The following is a 17407-nucleotide window of genomic DNA, read 5'->3' on the forward strand; positions in this document are numbered from 1 at the left end:
CGGCCCTTAAATGTACAGAATCTATGATTGCCTCGCCCACCAGCACGACCTCGTTCTGGTGATTGTTGCCCTACTGATTGGGCTGGGCGGTATTCATACTGCGTTCAATCTTTACGCCCGCGCCTGTATTGGCCGACTACGTCAAAGAATTGCCTGGCTGTTTTTAACCGGGGTAGTCACGGGTGGCGGCATCTGGGCCACCCATTTCATTGCAATGTTGTCTTATGATCCGATCGTGCCTGTTGGGTATGAGCCGACATGGACAGCCTTTTCACTGGTATTGGCAATCGCTGCGACCACAGCCGGATTTGCCGTTGCCTCGATAGCAGGCCCACATATTCTTCTGTCGCGCATCGTCGGCGGACTTGTCGTTGGTCTTGGCATTTCGGTAATGCATTTTACCGGCATGTCGGCAATGCAAGTTCCGGCTGTTGTCACCTGGCATATGGATATCGTCATTCCAGCGATATTGCTTGGTGCAGTTTTTGGGATGATCTCGCTTTGGCTGGCGGGAACCGCGCAAACGCCTCGTGAAAAACTTCTGGGTAAAGTCAACCTGACGATCGCGGTCGCAACGATGCATTTCAGTGCGATGGGCGCGCTTATTGTTACACCTGACCCGTCAGTGCCCGTCCCTGCCCAACTTATTTCTCAGGAATATCTCGCGATTGGTGTGGCGGTTGTTGCCACATTGCTGATCGCGATCGGTTTTGTCACGGCCCTTCTTGATCGCCAACTTCGTGATCACGTCAGTGACCGCATGCGGATTCTTGGTGATTCCGCAATCGAAGCATTGGTTCTGACACAAAACGGGCGCGTGATTGATACCAATGAAAGCTTTTTGAAGCTGGCCAATATTCGACGCGAAGACATCGAAAATCAGGATTTCTTGAGCGAGTGGCTGTCAGATACGCCGCCTGCTTTTCAGTCCGGTGAAATCGCTTATGTGGAAACGACACTTTCGCTCAGAGGGATCGGGGAGCTTCCGGTCGAAGTCATTCGACGCGAAATTCCAGCCGATGACATCTCTGACGCCACGGTAATCTTTGGCCTGCGTGATCTGCGCGAACGGTATGCGGCGGAACATCATATCCGCTTTCTTGCAGAACATGACTCGCTTACCAAGCTGCTTAACCGTACGACCTTCAACGACCGCCTTGCCGAAGCACTAGAAGAATCCGACGAAACCGGAACGCCGGTGACGGTTATGTGCATTGATTTCGACCACTTCAAGGAATTGAACGACAGCTATGGCCATATCGCGGGCGACCATGCCCTGCGCGAACTGGGTGAACGGTTGTCGAAACTATTTAGCGATGAAGTGACGATTGCACGTGTGGGCGGTGATGAATTTGTTGCCTTGCTCCATCATCAGAAACGCTCAACCGAAGAAGAGATCGCGGCACGATCCCGTGACGTCGCCCAACAGATCCTCGACAGCGTGGCCATCCCGATTTTCATCAATACTGAACATCGTGCAAAACTGGCTGCAAGCATCGGCATCGCGCATTATCCCAACGATGGCAATGACGCCGAAAGCATTCTGTTCCATGCGGATTTGGCGATGTATCGTGTCAAGCAATCCGGCGGCAATGATCTGGTTTATTATTCATCGGAGATGGACGAGGAATATCGTTTCAAGCGCCAGATTTCTTCAAATCTGCGCATTGCAATGGAAAATGGGCAACTGGCGCTTCACTACCAGCCGCAATGTGAAGCAGGCGATCAAAGTACGCATTCATTTGAAGCATTGTTACGCTGGACCGACCCTGAACTCGGTTCCATTCCACCGGGACGTTTCATTCCGATTGCTGAGGAAACCGGCCTGATCATTCCGTTGGGCGAATGGGTGCTGCGCACGGCCTGCCAGGAAGCTGCGCGCTGGAAGAACCCGCTTGGGATCGGGGTCAACCTTTCGGCAGTTCAGCTTCAGAAACTTGATCTTCCGGAAGTCGTCGCCAACATCCTTGATGAAACCGGCCTTGATCCAAAACGCCTTGAGCTTGAAGTTACGGAAACAGCACTTATTCATAATCCGGCCCGCTCGTTAAAGATATTGTCAGATATCAAGAAGCTGGGTGTCCGCATTGCCATGGACGATTTTGGCACCGGCTATTCATCATTGGCAACTTTGCAGAACTTCCCGGTCGACCGGATTAAAATTGATCAATCCTTCATCCGAAAACTGGTCAGCAGTGACCAGGCCGTCGCGATTGTGCGCGCCGTGATCAACCTGAGCCGCGATCTGGCAATGGAAGTCATTGCCGAGGGCGTTGAAACCGACGAACAGGCATCGTTCCTCACCGATCACAATTGCCAGTCCGTTCAGGGGTATAAATACGGCCATCCGAAACCGATCAGCGATTACGCGCATATCGTCAATCCGACAGAGGCCACATTACAGCCCGGCGAGACGGACGGGAAACCTGCGAATCGGGATAGTGGAATCGAAACGGTTTAAGACACTTTTGGTCGGTGTTGCCCCGTTTGATCCATCCCCCGGTTGGCCATCGCGGATTTGTGACAAAACAGGCACTAAAAAAGCGATCTTTTCCATGCAGTTGAAAGTTTTTTGACGTTTTTTGATTCTGAGCCCTTGTAACCCGGCCATTTGCCTGCCTATATTTGATGCGTGCCTTGTCGGGCACACAACCACTACCTGTCAGAAGACGGAGCATACAAGATGAATAAGCGCAAAGCCGTTGCTATCGCCGTTGCTCGTGAACAGCAAATCGCCCGTTCAATGGAAATCCTGTTCGCTGGTACCATTTTGGCCGTTATTGCATCGCTACTGGTTCTCTAACCGGTTCTCGCTTTCATCTGTTTTTTTGCATTGTTTCAAACCAGACGGTTTTGAAAAGTCAGAGTCTCAATAGACCTTCATGACACATCACAACATTTATTCGATCATCATTACGCGAATTATCAGCCCGGTTGTCTAAGGACACCGGGACGTATCTGTTCGCCTTTTTGATGCACTGAATATCTGTGAGCATTGTCATGACCAATCATGCATTTGCAGCGTCCCAGTTGGGCGCGCAACCGACCAAATCCGTTTATTGCTTTTCCGTTCACGCCGCCGCAGAGCCGGACGTAATGCCCCGTGTGCTGGAACTTTTTGCCAAACGCAATCTTGTCCCGGCAAGCTGGCATGCCACTGTTGCGGATGGCCATCGTGGTTTCGAAGAACTGCAAATCGATATTCAGGTCCAACAGCTTGAAACCAAAGTCGCTGAGCATATCGCGCGCTGTCTGCGTCAGATCATCCATGTGAATACGGTACTGACATCAGAAAAAGGCTATTCAAACTCTGCACTTAGCGCGTAGGCTGATCGTGGTGTGGCGCTGACGGGTTTCCCGCAGTGCCGCCTGCCTTTCAGGAGTTCAGACTTGAGTTACCTTGACCACATCCATGCCTGCAACAACGCCAACCTTTCGCGGTATGCACGCTTTCGGATTGGCACGCGCCCGGTGGGTGCCCTCCGATCAGAATTCGCCACTGCCCTGACCGCTCTTGGTGATGATTTCATCCGCGATGAAAATGGCGAATACGGTTTTGCTTCACATATCCAAACCCTTGCTGAACGTAATGCCGCCTTGACCAACGCGACGGAAGCCCTGCGCGATCAGGGCACAATAAAGCGTCTGCACGGGGAAAAGTTCGATATCCGCAACTGCCTGTCTGACGCCCCGCTGTGTCAGCTTGATCGTTTTGCCATGCCTCATTTCGGTTGCCGGTCCTGGGGCGTGCACATGAACGGGTTCGTGCGCAAGGCCGATGGCCTTCATATGTGGATTGCCCATCGCGCCCAAGACAAGCCGACCTACCCCGGAATGCTTGACAACATGGTCGCCGGGGGCCAGCCGACCGGACTTGGCTTTAGCGAAAACATGATCAAGGAATGCGCCGAAGAAGCCGGCATTCCACAAGAACTTTCCCAAAAGGTTATCCCTATCGGAACTGTTTCATATCTGTATGAAACCGATGAGGGCCTTAAGCCTGATGTGATGGTGAATTTTGACCTGGAATTGCCTGAAAGTTTCGTGCCGCAATGTGCTGATGGCGAAGTTGAACGGTTTGAATTGCTGCCGCTTAAAGACGTTGCCGAGATCGTCAGAACCGGCTTTGACTTCAAGTTCAATTGTGCGCTGGTCGTAATCGATTTTCTTATTCGCCACGGTCATCTGACAGCAGATAACGAACCAACCTATTGTGAACTGGTAAGCGGACTGCACCGCGACCTTAATCCCTGATCACAAGGTTTGCTGATAGGCAGGACCTGAACGAAAACAGCGCCCTGCAACAAGGCGCTGTGTGATCGGTGCATGTCTTGTTCAAACGTGGGGCTGGTTACTGACGCGGGGTATCGGGCCCGCCCATCAAGGCGCCAACAGCCATCACTGTCAGCTTGGCCCGCAAATCAGGATCAAGCTTGTCGAGGTCCGTTTGCTTGCTGCGCAGTGCCTTGACCGCCTCGGCGATTAATTCCTGACGCCGTTCGTCTTCTGGCGTTGCGACCTTGCTTTTCTTTTGGCCAAGCTTGGCATCAGCGGCATTTAACGCCCTCATGATTTCGGTATGCGGGGCTTCTGACTGTTCTGTCAGGGTTTCCGCCAGTGCCAATGCACGGGCTTCTTCGAGTGACATGCCGTCATCCTGATGGGCAAGGGCACGGTCTTCGATCCGGCGCGTTTGACGCGCCTGGGCTGCGGTTTGCTCAGCCGTCGCGCTATCGCGCACATGCAGGGATTGCGCATCACTATAGGCCTGAATCGCATCCCGGCCCTTTTTACCGACAAAGACGCGCATTAGCGTTTCCTTGAGCAATCCCATCGACTCATCCCTTGATTAAATAGCCCGCCTTGGGGTGCAACCAGTATGCGCCAAAAGGGTTTCGAAATCATTGCCCCGTTTCAGAACCAATTTACGCAGTGATCTAAATATGTTGCGCCACACGGCCTTCTTCAACTGCCAGAATATAATCAATCAGGGCTTCGCAATCGGTTGTCTTTAGATGATCAAGGTCACAGACAAAATCGACATTCCCCGCAGCCGGGTCATCGGCATGGCCGACAATGCCAAGTTTGATATATTCCGCGTCCAGCGCATCAAGGGCGGAAATCAGATCAGCAACACTGATCCGGTCGCTTGCGCTTAGCGAAGTCCGGATCAGAACAAGCATGTCTGCATCACAGTCAATCGCCTGTAGTGCGATGGATTGTGCATCTGACTGACGTGGTGCGACATCGACATCAAACCCGCCATCGGCAAACAGGGTTGCGACATGCTTGTGATGGGTTTCTTCTTCTGATGATGCGGTTGCCAACAGAAGACGCGGGTGGCGTCCTTCCATTTCTGCGAATTTGGCAAGGTTGCTGGCAAGTTGAGGAGACGTCATGTTACCTCGCTTGAAATTGCCCATGCCCGTCCAACACGGCCAACCGGGCTGGCGTATCTGTGCGTTACGCGTATTTTCACAGTATCTCTTTCAAGACCCCGGCTGACAAGCCCTGCAATCAATTGCAGCTCACCAGCCTGCCATCGCAAGGGGATCAACACCAATAATATGGGCATGTCCGGCGAGGATCACGACATAGATCACAAGACCGACAAGAATATCGCGTCCCCCCAAAGCCCCGCGCAGCAATCCGGCTGGAGCGAAACGTCGAGTCCCGTTCAAAATCGCCTGTCGCTGGTCGGGATCAAGTTCACGCAAACGGATTTTTTCCATTCGCCAAAACCCGATCACTGCAAACACGCCACTGCCGCCAAAGAACAGGATCGCCACAAGATCGCCGTTGGCAATCATGTGCCCGAAACCCCAGACTGCCATGCCCAACAAAAGCGGATGGCGACAAAATTGGTTGATCCCCGGACGTGCGGGATCAAAACCGGATCGCCTGCCAATTGATAACGGACAGGGTTGAAGAATGGCGCTGGCCCACAAAATACAGACTGGCAACATCACAACAACAAGAAGCCGTGGCTGCCATGGCTGATGATCCCACAGCAAAAACGACTCCGCGTGCTGGACTTCATGAATCACCCAGCCAAACAGCACAATTGACAGAACCGAGAATGCAACCACATAGGACCTGTAACCGACCCATTTGACAAGTCTGTCCCGCAGAAGGCCCGGTACAATATGCCCCATCAGAAAAACTGCCACCGCGATGAAAAACCCGCTCAAAACACGATCCCCTCTTTACTTTATGGCTTCAACATGCAAATTGCCCTGTTCGCGCACATGGATGGGGACGCGAATCTCCTAGCCCCTTGCGTTACACGATATTAGCGGATACCTCTGTATCCCTGTTTGACATCGAACAATAAGCACCTGCTGTCGGATACTCTGACGGGCAGAAAACGGAATACGGAATATACTCGAAATGAGCTGGACGCCGGAAAAGATTGAATTGCTGACCTCGCTCTGGAATCAGGGCTGGACCACGGCACGCATCGGTGAAGAACTGGGTGTTGGCAAAAATGCCGTTGTTGGCAAGGCACACCGCCTCGGCCTGCCCAAGCGTCCTTCCCCGATCCAGCGTCGCGCTGAGGAAGCGGAACAGAAAAAGGCACCGGCCCCCAAACAGCAGACCAAAGGCATCTCGATCTTTGATCTTGGTGCGGGCATGTGCCGTTGGCCGTTTGGCGATCCGGGCGATGATGACTTCCACTTCTGTGGCAAAAAGATCGTGCCCAGCAAACCCTATTGCGACGAGCATTGCGCACAGGCTTATCTGAACGGTAAGAATCCCCGCGAAGATAATCCCCCCGCACAGCAAGGTGGCCCCAATCAAAAGGGTGCCCCGCAGGGTGCTGCAAAGAAATAATTTCCTGTTTCGGTTGTTTCCGCCACAGGCCAGAAATCAAAAAACCGCCCCTTTAAAAGGGCGGTTTTTTTTTCTTGAGAAGATGTCTTGTCGAGACTTACTTGCTTTGCAAAACGTATTGCGCAAAGCCTTCTGCATCCTCACCGACAAAGCTGATGTTATCGGGTGCGTTGGCGGCACCCGATGCCTTGGGGCTGGTCACAAACGTCACCTTTGATGCTTCACCAATCGGGGCGAAGCTCCAATTGCCATCGGCTTGGGGATCAATCGCCTTTTCCGTGAGAATGTAGTTTGCCAAGACCGTACGGTTTTCATCGGGGGCTTCGACAATAACGGTCGATCCGTCCAGTGCCGGGAAATTGCCGCCACCGCCGGCACGGTAGTTGTTGGTCGCAACAATGAACTGCTGATCAGCCGTGACCGGTTTGCCATCAAATTCCAGATTGACGATCCGGTGACTATCGGCATTTACCACTTCACCTGCCTTGTTATAGCGCGCTGGTTTGGTGACATCGATTTGATACGTCACACCATCAATCACGTCATAGTTATAAGTCGGGAAGTCCGGGTTGATCAGCATCTGTTCGTCGCTGCTTTCCGGGTCGATCTGGTTAAACTGGCCTGCCGACATTTCCAGCCATTCACGAACCTGATCCCCATCAAGCAAAACCGCACGAACCGTATTGGGATAGATATAAAGGTCGGCAACGTTTTTAAGGGCGATCTTGCCTTCAGGGATATCGGTGAAATAATCCGGGCCACCACGTCCACCAGCCTTGAACGGCGCCCCGGCAGACAGGATCGGAATGCCGTCATATTCAGACCCGTTCAGGATTTTTTCCAGATACCATTTCTGCGCATTGGTGACGATCTGGATCGAAGGATCATCGGCAACCAAAGCAAAGAAGCTGTTGATCGGGGCCGATGTTGTGCCCACGCCTTCACGCATATACGCGATGGTTGCTTCGTGCTCTTCTTGAACTGCTGCGATGACATCCGGATCGGCGTCAACCAGCGGCGTTACTGTACGGCCTTCACGCTGATAGATCGCGCGCGCTTCTGACAGACTGTCGACAACTGACCATTCGCCATCGTCGGAAACGTTCATGGTCAGATCAATCACGCCAAGATGACTGCCCCAGAAGCCCGGCATGACAGCAGCAACACCATTAATCGTGCCCTTGGCAATGTCGACACCCTCAAGATCAGAAAACGCATCTGAGGGGAAGACAGTATGCGCATGGCCAAACAGGATGGCGTCAATACCATCGACCTCTGAAAGGTAATAAGTGGCGTTTTCTTCCATGCCATTGCGATCCATGGTCGACAGACCGGAATGCGGAACAGCAATGACAACATCGGCACCCTTTTCACGCATTTCCGGAACGTATTTCCTGGCCATCTCGACGATATCCTTGGAAATCACCTTGCCTTCAAGGTTTGCCTTGTCCCATTGCATGATTTGTGGCGGCACAAAACCGATCACACCAACCTTGGCCTTGTGTACCTTGCCGTCCGCGTCGGTGAACTCACGATCCAGAATGACGTAGGGGTCAAAATACGGCGTGTCGTTTTCAGCGTTGCCATCCCCGTCATCAACAAAGACATTGGCACTGACATAGGGGAAATTCGCACCGGCAATCGAGTTATCCAGGAACTCAAGCCCATAGTTGAATTCATGATTGCCAATATTGGCCGCATCATACCCCAGAAGGTTCATCGCCTTGAAGACAGGGTGCGTTTCCCCCTTCTTTAGGCCACGTTCCTTGGCCATGTAATCGCCAAGGGGGTTTCCCTGAATAAGGTCACCATTATCAATGAAGACAACATTTTCTGCTTCACCGCGTGCTGTTTTCAACAAGGTCGCAACCTTTGCCAGCCCAACCGTGTCAGACTCCCCATCGCGATAATAATCATAATTGACCAGATGGGTGTGGATGTCGGTGGTCTCGAGGATACGCAGCGATACCGTGCTGTCGGCAAGTGCTGTTCCGCTGACCAGTGCTAGCGTAAGCCCCATTGCTGCAACACCGGCTTTTTGCATGGTTTTCATATCTGTCTTCCTGTTCGTGTGCTCGTTCGTATGACTTTATTCTTGTTCAGTTGGTTAGGATTTGAAGATTTTGCGAAAAAGATGTGGCAAACACAAACAGAAACGCCCGCGACACTGCACGGGCGTTTCCGAATTTGAACCATTGTGCCTTTTGCTTTTCGTCCTCAGGCCGGAACAGCTTCCGGTCCCTTATAGCCACGCACAACTTCATTTCCCGGTTCAGGGTCATTGGGAACATTAAGCGCCAGGACCAGCGATACAAACGCCATCGCCCCACCGGCCAGGAACACCGCACTGGGCGACACCAACCACAGCAGCCCGAAGGCTGCGGGAATGAAAACAGCAGCAATGTGGTTGATGGTAAAGCTGACGCCAGCGGTCGAGGAAATATCAGCCGGATTGGCGATCTTCTGGAAGTAGGTTTTGATCGCGATCGCCAAAGCAAAGAACATGTGATCAATCACATACAGTCCGCCTGCCAGGATATGATTTTCCACGAAGGCATAGGACACAAATACAATGAACAGCCCAGTGTATTCAAATACCAGTGCGCGGCGCTCCCCCCACTTGCCGATCAGTTTACCGATCTTGGGTGCCAGAAACATGTTGATCACGTGGTTGAGCAGATACAACAACGTGATGGTTGCTGCGTCATAACCGAACTTTTCCACCATCAGGAACCCGGCAAAGACGGTGAAAATTTGGCGGCGCGCGCCACTCATGAAGGTAAGCGCATAATAAAGCCAATAACGTTTGCGCAGGATCAGCTTTTTGGTTTGCGGATGCGCATCGGAAAATTTCGGGAATGCTCCCCAGACGAACAAAGCCGCCGCAATGGTAAGCGACCCGCCAAACAGATAGACATAGCGATAATCGACAGCAAAGATTTCAAGCATCACCCAGACCATGCCAAACATGATCAGTGACGCCATCGACTTGGCTGAAAGTTGCCTGCCCATCACCATGGCGGTGCGATCCTTGCGCACCCATTGCAGCGAAAGCGCCTGCTGCATGGTTTCAAAGTAATGGAACCCGATCGACATCAGAACCGTGGTGCAATAAAGCCCGATCACGGTTGGGAAATACCCCGATATGGCAACACCAATACCAAGCACAAGCAGCGACAGCAGGGCAAATGTCTGTTCGCGCAAAACCAGAAGCACGAAAATTGCGGTGAAGGCCAGAAACCCCGGAATTTCGCGTAAGGACTGCAAAATGCCAATTTCGCGCCCGGTGAAATCGGCCATTTCGACCGAGAAGTTATTTAACAGCGCCATCCAGGTCGAGAAGGACAAAGGCATTGCCGCTGCCATCACGATCAAAAGCACTTCAGGGTTTCGCCAGCCCTTGTAAACAGGGCCACTGTCTCCCACCTTCTCGCCAGTCACATCACCAAGTGGGGCAGCATGATTACTGGCTTCGGGTATGATTTCCTTGGACATGTTTTCTCCCGGTACATGGCGACTTGGGTGACGCACGCCATGCCACATGCATTTTGTTTTTTGGAATGTGACCAAGTTACCCCTGTCGATGCCGTCTGTCTTGCGGTAATCTGCCAATATATATCGCAAACAGGACAGTTTTGGCCCATTGCACCATGCCCCATATCCTGAACACGTTCGAAGATCGACCAGAACATCACAATCCGATCTCCCGCCCCAAGGAACTGCCCCGGGCTGTTTATGTCCGGGTTAGCGATATGCCCGCTGGCCATCACGTGGCAACCCACAGCCATGACTGGAACCAACTGTTATATGCCATTGAAGGCACCATGACCGTTGTCACCGAAGCAGGCATGTGGATCGTTCCGCCACAACGTGCCGTCTGGGTGCCACCGCATACCCAGCATGCTGTCGGTTGCACCGGTTTTACCCGGGCACGCCATCTTTACATTGGTCGCGACGTGGCGACCAACCTGCCAGACCAATGCATGGTGCTTGAAGTCAGTCCTCTTTTGCGCGAACTGATCCGGGCCGCAACGGAGATTCCGATTGATTATGATGAAGACGGCGAAGAAGGCCGCCTGATCCGTGTCCTGCTTGATCAAATCAAGGCACCGGATCAGGACAAGCTTCATCTTCCTGCACCCAAGGACGCAAGGCTTTCGCGGATCTGCGATCATTTACAAGGCGACCCGGCAGACAACCGAACCCTTGACGACTGGGCAACGATTTGCGGGGCATCCAGCCGAACACTTGCACGGCTTTTCCAACGCGAAACCGGCATGCCTTTTCGCGAATGGCGGCAGAAACTTCGTCTGCTGTATGCACTTGAAAAACTGGCACATGACCGCCCGGTTACGGAAATCGCCCTTGACCTTGGTTACGAAAATCCTTCGGCCTTTATCGCGATGTTCCGCAAGGCAACCGGCCGCACACCGGGCGGATATTTCCGCTAGGGCCAAAACTCATTCAAATCATCAACCCGGTCTCACAGATTTTGCGACAAAATAGCCCGTGCAAATCCGGGGGGTCCGAAGGACAACTAATATGAATGAGCTATAACCCCAGAGCCGTTTCGGATTAGTGATCGGTCTCTTTATGTGTCTTCAAAGGCGGCAAGATATCGTGTTCCGGCTCTGTATTGACATCATAACGACGTGTCACTGCATCATGCGTGGGTTTTGGCATTTGTTGGCGCACACACATGTTATGAACCTGTACCGTTAAATCCAGTGACCAGGCCCTTTTCTGTTCATCAGTTTTGATTTCTGTCCCGACCGCTTCTTTCCGGAAACTGGCCGCACGCATATTTTCATTGCGTACTGAGCGTATCCCTTCGAGGACGGTCATCATTTCAACAACTGATTTCAAAACATCCACACTGCTGTCGATGGTTTTGCTCACCGCTTGCGTGGCTTGTTCATACTGCTCAATCATTGCCCAATCACTTGCGTGATCCGGGGTATTTCCCCGCACAGGTGATTTGTCATGCCCGGACAAACGATTTTTCCACGCATGATGATTCGGCTCCCCCGTTCGGCGTCCTGGCAGGATATGGCTGAATTCACCCCAATCGTATCCGATATCAGCGAAGTTAACCTCACCCTTTCGCCGTGCCGGATTAATTTCGAATACATGCATTTTTTCTCTCCCTGAGAAAATTTCGCACTCCGTAAACATCCTGTCTGTTAAACCGCATCGCGTTCAGACAATGATTGTCATTATGCACCGGCCGTATAGCACAAATTACGCATATACGATGCACCCTGCATCCACAATACTTTGCAATCCGTCCAGAAATGCTGCGAAGGGCTTGCCTTGTGGTGGGCCTATACCAAAGGGAAATTGATAATTTTCTTAATTAGCGCTATCAAATACGTGCACGACATGTAGTCAATGCGGCCAGGTTATTTCGGAAAAAGATTTCCAAAAAGAATAACCATGAGGTACCCGGCTGCCGAACTGGGGGACCAGAAATGGCATCGGAATTAAGCTCCGAGCGAACAAGTAGTTCGTTTTTTACAGTAAATAACCTTCCACACCACGAGCGCTATGATATTTGGCGGGGCTCTATTGATGTCCTGTGTGGGGTTGAAGCCGAGAAAACAATTCGCGACAACAACTTCAAAGCCGAAATTGAATCCCATCTTCTGGGGTCATTGATGCTGATGGAGGTTACCTCTCTTGCACAGCAGTGGCGACGAACACCGCAACAGATTGCGCGCAATGACATGGACCATTATTGCGTCAGCATTTTCAAGGAAGGTGACCTTATTTGCGAACACAGCAAAGGCGGCAATCAACTTAAAAAGGGCGGCGTGGTTGTCTTTGACCTGACTCAGGAATTTGCGACCAAGACCAGCGATCTCAAGGTGACCACCCTGATCATTCCCCGTCCGCTGATCGAAGATCTGGTAAATCATCCCGACGATCACAACATGCGCTTCCTCGACCCCAAGTATCCGATGACGCGGATTGTCCATGACAACCTGCTATCTCTTCAGCGCAATATGCCAAACCTGTATTTAGGTCAGGCTGCCACGATAGAGAAAACATTGGCAATGCTGGTTGCGAACTGCCTGAACACGGCAAAGGGCGAGACAAGCACAACCATTCACCAACGTCAGAACGTGATGAATATGGTCAAGATGCGTCGCTATATCCGCGAGCAACTGGCATCACCAGATTTGACCCCGCGAAAGGTCGCACGGGACCTCGGCGTATCGCGTTCCAAATTGTATGACTATTTCGCAAGCTATGGCGGTGTTTATCAATATATCCGCAACATGCGCCTACGGCGTGCTGTCTCTTTGCTGACAGATCCCATGCACAAACATTCTTCGATCTATGACATTTCGCTGGAATGTGGATTTTCCAGTGACGCCAGCTTTATTCGGGCCTTTAAGGAAAGATACGAACTCACACCGGGGGATGTCAGAAATGGCCTGTCAAAACAGGAACATGCATCACTTGGTGATCCCTACCAGATAGACACGCGTTATGAAGACTGGCTGCAAAACCTGATGGTCTAAAAAGCGGACATGTCGAGTATTTGCCTCGCCAAAGAGGAGCCCAAACAAGGCCACTGCGCCACCCATTCCGCAGACCCCGACATATACGCCGCTACGTTTTATTGAAGTGATGCACTTGCCGAACATTTTCGTTCTGCGGTCGAATGCACCGACCATATGTTTTCGGGACGTTTCCATGATCAAGCATCGGCACCCAATCATAGCCCCACATGGTTTGTATTTGCTCGATGACCTCAGCCGACCAGCTTGCCGACTGCGGCACGTGATCGCCATTATCGTTGCGTTTTGACCGCATCCATTCCAGCACCTGAATCACCCGCGCAAGTGAACGCAGGGTATCCCTGCAGCCCACAGAAACTTTGCCCGGTGGACGTTCCAATCGCTCAAATGTAATGCGATCAGTCCGGGTGTCGGGTTTTTCATGCTCGGATGAAAGATCCAATGGCAATAAAAGACGGTTGTCCAAAGCCCGATGATTGGGTTCCCCGACCCGTCTTCCTGGCAAGATGTGACTGTTTTCACCCCAATCACGACCATGCCCCGTGCAGTTCTTCTCACCTCCACGACGCAATGGTGGCGTGTCGATAAAATCCATATTCTCCCCCAAAGAAAATATCGCCTAACACTGATAAAATCACCCCCCTTGTTTTTGTTTTGTTGGGCGGGCTGTCACAATTCTATCAACCCTGTTTATCACGCCCGGTTCGAGGCCAATATGCAGAACGTCCAGAAGAATGTGCAATCAATCCAAATCAACCATAAGCAACGGCCTTTGCGAGGTTCGCGACAATATTTCAAGAAGAAACAATGCTTTCGCAGAACATGAAATTTTACTAAAATAATGCGTCTGCCATCGGCAGACTGTGAATTGCAGCATAGCTCAATCAGTTATTGCCGTTATAAGCAGGGAAAATTGGGGGCGACTGATGTGTCTGATCCGAGCAAGCGCACATTCTTTACTGTAAATGACTTGCCCATGTCACAACGCTATGACGTTTGGCAAAACAGCATCGATTGTATCTTCGACGTCGAAACAACACCCGAAATCCGCAAGAACAAATTTTTTGCAACACTGGAAGCTGACCTGGTCGGATCAATGATGCTAGCGCGGACGAAAAGCACGCATCAATTCTGGTCGCGCACGCCATCTGCCATTGCAGCAGACGGGATGGACCACTACATGCTGCAATTCTACTACAGCGGTGGGGCCAGCTCTGATCAGGGTAAGGACGGAAGTGAAATCGCACCCGGCGGCCTGATGTTTCAGGACCTTTCGCAGACGGCAAGAGCGACGACAAGTGATTTTGATAACCTTGTCATCATTGTGCCACGGGATTTGCTCGAAGGCAGATTGGTCCTTCCCGAAGATCATAACATGCGTTTTCTTGGAAACAGTGACCCGATGGTGCGCATTCTGGCCGATCAGATTGTTTCACTTAAGAAAAACGCCCCATACCTTTTGCCCGAACATGCCAGCACCCTTGAGCACACATTTGCCGAAACGCTGGCCTCCTGCCTGAATTCCGCACATGGGCAAACATCAAGTTCATCCCACCGCAGACAAAACCTTGAAACGATGATCTCGATCCGGCGCTATTTTCGACAGAACTTCGCCTCACCCGATCTGACACCTGACATCGCCGCCAGAGACCTGGGGTTATCACGCTCCAAGCTGTATCAACTGTGCGAAGATCAGGGCGGAGTTTATCAATATATTCGCGACCTGCGCCTGCGCCACGCCATGTCTATCCTGTGCGATCAGCAAAACCGCGACAGACCGCTTTATGACATTGCACTGGAATGTGGTTTTTCCAGCGACGCCAGCTTTATCCGGGCCTTTCGTGGAAAGTTTGACATCACCCCAGGCGACATTCGCCGCGGCCACAGCCCCAAACGCGAAGATGGCGCACCAATCGCAGATCACATCGACACCCGATATGAGAAGTGGCTGCATACGTTGTAAACAAGCAGAGCGGATTGACGGCCCGGGGTTAATATCTGCTTCGTTTGGCTGACCCGCATCAGGTGTTTGTCTTCGAACTCAGACATTCATCAGTCCAGACATGAGAATTTGTCATTCATCCAACCAACTGAACATCGGTTATCTATTGCAGATACGATGATCAGGAGTTGGCACAGATGACGGCAGTTTGGTCTGGAATTGGGTTACGCCTTGCCTCGACCGCACTGTTCGGGGTGATGAACCTGTTTGTGCGTCTGGCATCGTCTGACGCGCCAACCGGTCAAATTGTTTTCTGGCGTAGCTCCGTCGCGCTGATTCCGATTATTTTGTATCTGATGTGGCGCGGCGAGTTTCCCCGCGCCTTGCGCACCAAGCGCCCGCTTGGGCATTTGAAACGCAGCACATATGGCTGCATTTCAATGTTTCTGGCATTCATCTCACTGGCCTACCTGCCACTTGCCCTTGCAACTGCCCTTGGCTTCTTGGCCCCGCTTGTTCTGATACCGATCGCAATGATCACGCTTCGCGAACATCCCGGGGGGCTTGTAACTGGTGCGACACTTGGCGGGTTTGCCGGTGTATTTCTGATGCTGTGGCCAATGCTATCAACACCCGGGCTTGATCACGGCACCTTGATTGGCATTGGTGCCGGTGTTGCCTTTGCCGTTACCACCGCCTTTGCCAAGGTACAAGTCAAGGCACTGACCACCACCGAGCCATCTGGCACGATTGCATTCTATTTTGCCATTATTTGTTCAATTGGCGGGCTTCTGACCATCCCGCTGGGGTGGGTACCCATTTCATCTGACAATATTGTTTATCTAATTAGCGCTGGTCTGACAGGCGGGCTTGCGCATATCGCCATGACCGAAGCACTGGCCCGTGCCCCGGCATCGACACTGTCGACCTTTGAATATACCGCCATGATCTGGGCAATCATTCTTGATCTTGTGGTGTTTGGCCTGCTGCCTGCCCCGATCAGCCTGGTGGGGGGCATTTTGATCGTTCTGGCCGCAGCACTGGTCATGTTTAACGATCAGATCATGGCCGTTGTGGCACGCAAGTTTCGACAAACACCGCAAAGCGAAAAGTCCGCCGCAGAATAACCTTTTGTCACACGCCGTTTGGGATATTCCCCTCACTTAATTGGTCAAGAACCGGATCAAGGTGCCTTGCTTTCCTGCAATTTGGTCAAAGCATGCAGTGTCAGATTGGTTGGGGTGGCAATGCCCAATTCTTTGCCTTTGCGCACGATGTAACCATTCAGATAATCAATTTCGCTTGGTTTCCCGCGCGCCAGATCCTGTGCGGTCGAGGAATACTGACCGGGCATGGTTTCCGCAATTTTCTCAACCGCCCCCCATACATCGCCTGAAACGGTCACACCGTCCGCCTTGGCAACCGCAAGACATTCATCAACGGCACTGCGCATTACATCCCAAACGCCAACGCCTTGCACCAATTCGCCATACGGTCGTTGGGTGATGGCAGACAGCGCATTATAGGCACAGTTCAGGATCATCTTGGCCCAAAGTGCACCATTGGCGTTCTCGGAAATCTCAACCGGAATTTTGGCGGGCACAAGCGTATCGACCACCATTTGACTTTGCGCAGACGGACCGATGACAAGTTCACCGCGACCATGATGTTTGACATGGCCTGCCCCGCCCATGCTGGTGGCAACATAGACCACCACGGGGATCACCGGTTGCCCCAAAACCGCGCCCAGGCGTTCGGCATTGTCCACGCCGTTTTGCAGACTAAGCACAATGGTATCGGGTGAAATGAACGGTTTTATCTGTTCACCAGCGTCAACCGTGTCTGTCGACTTAACGCAAAACAGAACCATGTCCGAACCTGCCACACCGGCAGCATCCGTATCGCCCGTGACCCGGACAAATTCCTGCGACGAGCCGAAATCAAGCAGCAACCCATCACGATTCATCGCCGCAACATGGGTTTCACGCCCGATCAGAGTGACATCATGACCGGCACGTGCCAGCATCGCCCCGTAATAACACCCAACCGCACCTGCACCCATTACCGCGATTTTCATGATGACAACCCTGTTGCTGTTCGGAAA

Annotated in this window: 16 protein-coding genes; 8 read left to right on the forward strand and 8 right to left on the reverse strand. The window is 52.1% G+C overall.

The genetic code is table 11. The features are described 5' to 3' along the window. Positions 1 to 10 precede the first annotated feature (10 nt). From JF44_RS0104415 to JF44_RS0104425, 3 genes are all read left to right on the forward strand, one after another. Entirely contained in the window at positions 11 to 2461 is a 2451-nt protein-coding gene (locus JF44_RS0104415) for a bifunctional diguanylate cyclase/phosphodiesterase (protein ID WP_081944333.1), read from the forward strand. A gap of 539 nt (positions 2462 to 3000) precedes the next feature. Continuing rightward, on the forward strand, positions 3001 to 3327 hold the full coding sequence (locus JF44_RS0104420) for a hypothetical protein (RefSeq protein WP_033067753.1): 327 nt from the start codon (positions 3001 to 3003) through the stop codon (positions 3325 to 3327). 63 nt (positions 3328 to 3390) lie between these two features. Next, positions 3391 to 4254 (forward strand): NUDIX hydrolase, encoded by an 864-nt coding sequence (locus tag JF44_RS0104425; protein WP_033067754.1) that lies wholly within the window; start codon positions 3391 to 3393, stop codon positions 4252 to 4254. Between the two features lie 97 nt (positions 4255 to 4351). Here the strand turns inward: JF44_RS0104425 and JF44_RS0104430 are convergent, their stop codons facing one another. The 3 genes from JF44_RS0104430 to JF44_RS0104440 form a co-directional block, all read right to left on the reverse strand. After that, the gene (locus tag JF44_RS0104430) at positions 4352 to 4834 is read right to left on the reverse strand and encodes a hypothetical protein (RefSeq protein WP_033067755.1); all 483 of its coding nucleotides are present in this window, start codon (positions 4832 to 4834) and stop codon (positions 4352 to 4354) included. Between the two features lie 103 nt (positions 4835 to 4937). Further along, the gene (locus JF44_RS0104435) at positions 4938 to 5399 is read right to left on the reverse strand and encodes a hypothetical protein (protein WP_033067756.1); all 462 of its coding nucleotides are present in this window, start codon (positions 5397 to 5399) and stop codon (positions 4938 to 4940) included. A gap of 129 nt (positions 5400 to 5528) precedes the next feature. Further along, a complete protein-coding gene (locus tag JF44_RS0104440; protein WP_033067757.1) occupies positions 5529 to 6191 on the reverse strand; it encodes an NnrU family protein in 663 nt (220 codons plus the stop codon). 199 nt (positions 6192 to 6390) lie between these two features. Between JF44_RS0104440 and JF44_RS0104445 the strand changes: the two genes are divergently transcribed. Continuing rightward, on the forward strand, positions 6391 to 6834 hold the full coding sequence (locus tag JF44_RS0104445) for a GcrA family cell cycle regulator (RefSeq protein WP_033067758.1): 444 nt from the start codon (positions 6391 to 6393) through the stop codon (positions 6832 to 6834). A gap of 97 nt (positions 6835 to 6931) precedes the next feature. Here JF44_RS0104445 and JF44_RS0104450 read toward each other — a convergent pair whose 3' ends face one another. After that, the gene (locus JF44_RS0104450; RefSeq protein ID WP_033067759.1) at positions 6932 to 8887 is read right to left on the reverse strand and encodes a bifunctional 2',3'-cyclic-nucleotide 2'-phosphodiesterase/3'-nucleotidase; all 1956 of its coding nucleotides are present in this window, start codon (positions 8885 to 8887) and stop codon (positions 6932 to 6934) included. Between the two features lie 164 nt (positions 8888 to 9051). After that, positions 9052 to 10329: an MFS transporter gene (locus tag JF44_RS0104455; RefSeq protein WP_156111595.1), complete on the reverse strand. Its 1278-nt coding sequence runs from the start codon at positions 10327 to 10329 to the stop codon at positions 9052 to 9054. Between the two features lie 155 nt (positions 10330 to 10484). Here JF44_RS0104455 and JF44_RS0104460 point away from each other — a divergent pair, with 155 nt between their 5' ends. Further along, entirely contained in the window at positions 10485 to 11285 is an 801-nt protein-coding gene (locus tag JF44_RS0104460) for an AraC family transcriptional regulator (protein WP_081944334.1), read from the forward strand. 124 nt (positions 11286 to 11409) lie between these two features. On the opposite strand, the gene JF44_RS0104465 is transcribed toward JF44_RS0104460, so the two are convergent. Next, positions 11410 to 11970 carry a hypothetical protein gene (locus JF44_RS0104465; RefSeq protein WP_033067760.1) on the reverse strand — a complete coding sequence of 187 codons (561 nt, stop codon included), beginning with the start codon at positions 11968 to 11970 and terminating at the stop codon, positions 11410 to 11412. 335 nt (positions 11971 to 12305) lie between these two features. On the opposite strand from JF44_RS0104465, the gene JF44_RS19845 reads away from it, so the two are divergent. After that, complete coding sequence (locus JF44_RS19845; RefSeq protein ID WP_052065443.1) at positions 12306 to 13361, forward strand: helix-turn-helix domain-containing protein; 1056 nt, start codon at positions 12306 to 12308, stop codon at positions 13359 to 13361. Positions 13362 to 13452: 91 nt separating this feature from the next. Here JF44_RS19845 and JF44_RS0104475 read toward each other — a convergent pair whose 3' ends face one another. Next, on the reverse strand, positions 13453 to 13956 hold the full coding sequence (locus JF44_RS0104475) for a hypothetical protein (RefSeq protein ID WP_033067761.1): 504 nt from the start codon (positions 13954 to 13956) through the stop codon (positions 13453 to 13455). Between the two features lie 333 nt (positions 13957 to 14289). On the opposite strand from JF44_RS0104475, the gene JF44_RS0104480 reads away from it, so the two are divergent. Both JF44_RS0104480 and JF44_RS0104485 read left to right on the forward strand, forming a co-directional pair. Then, positions 14290 to 15324, forward strand: a complete 1035-nt coding sequence (locus tag JF44_RS0104480; protein ID WP_162181383.1) for a helix-turn-helix domain-containing protein — start codon at positions 14290 to 14292, stop codon at positions 15322 to 15324. Positions 15325 to 15500: 176 nt separating this feature from the next. After that, the gene (locus JF44_RS0104485; protein WP_033067763.1) at positions 15501 to 16430 is read left to right on the forward strand and encodes a DMT family transporter; all 930 of its coding nucleotides are present in this window, start codon (positions 15501 to 15503) and stop codon (positions 16428 to 16430) included. A 56-nt stretch (positions 16431 to 16486) separates the two neighbouring features. On the opposite strand, the gene JF44_RS0104490 is transcribed toward JF44_RS0104485, so the two are convergent. Continuing rightward, complete coding sequence (locus JF44_RS0104490) at positions 16487 to 17380, reverse strand: ketopantoate reductase family protein (protein WP_033067764.1); 894 nt, start codon at positions 17378 to 17380, stop codon at positions 16487 to 16489. Positions 17381 to 17407 lie beyond the last annotated feature (27 nt).

The organism is Thalassospira australica (genome assembly GCF_000763295.1).
Classification (GTDB): Bacteria; Pseudomonadota; Alphaproteobacteria; order Rhodospirillales; family Thalassospiraceae; genus Thalassospira; species Thalassospira australica.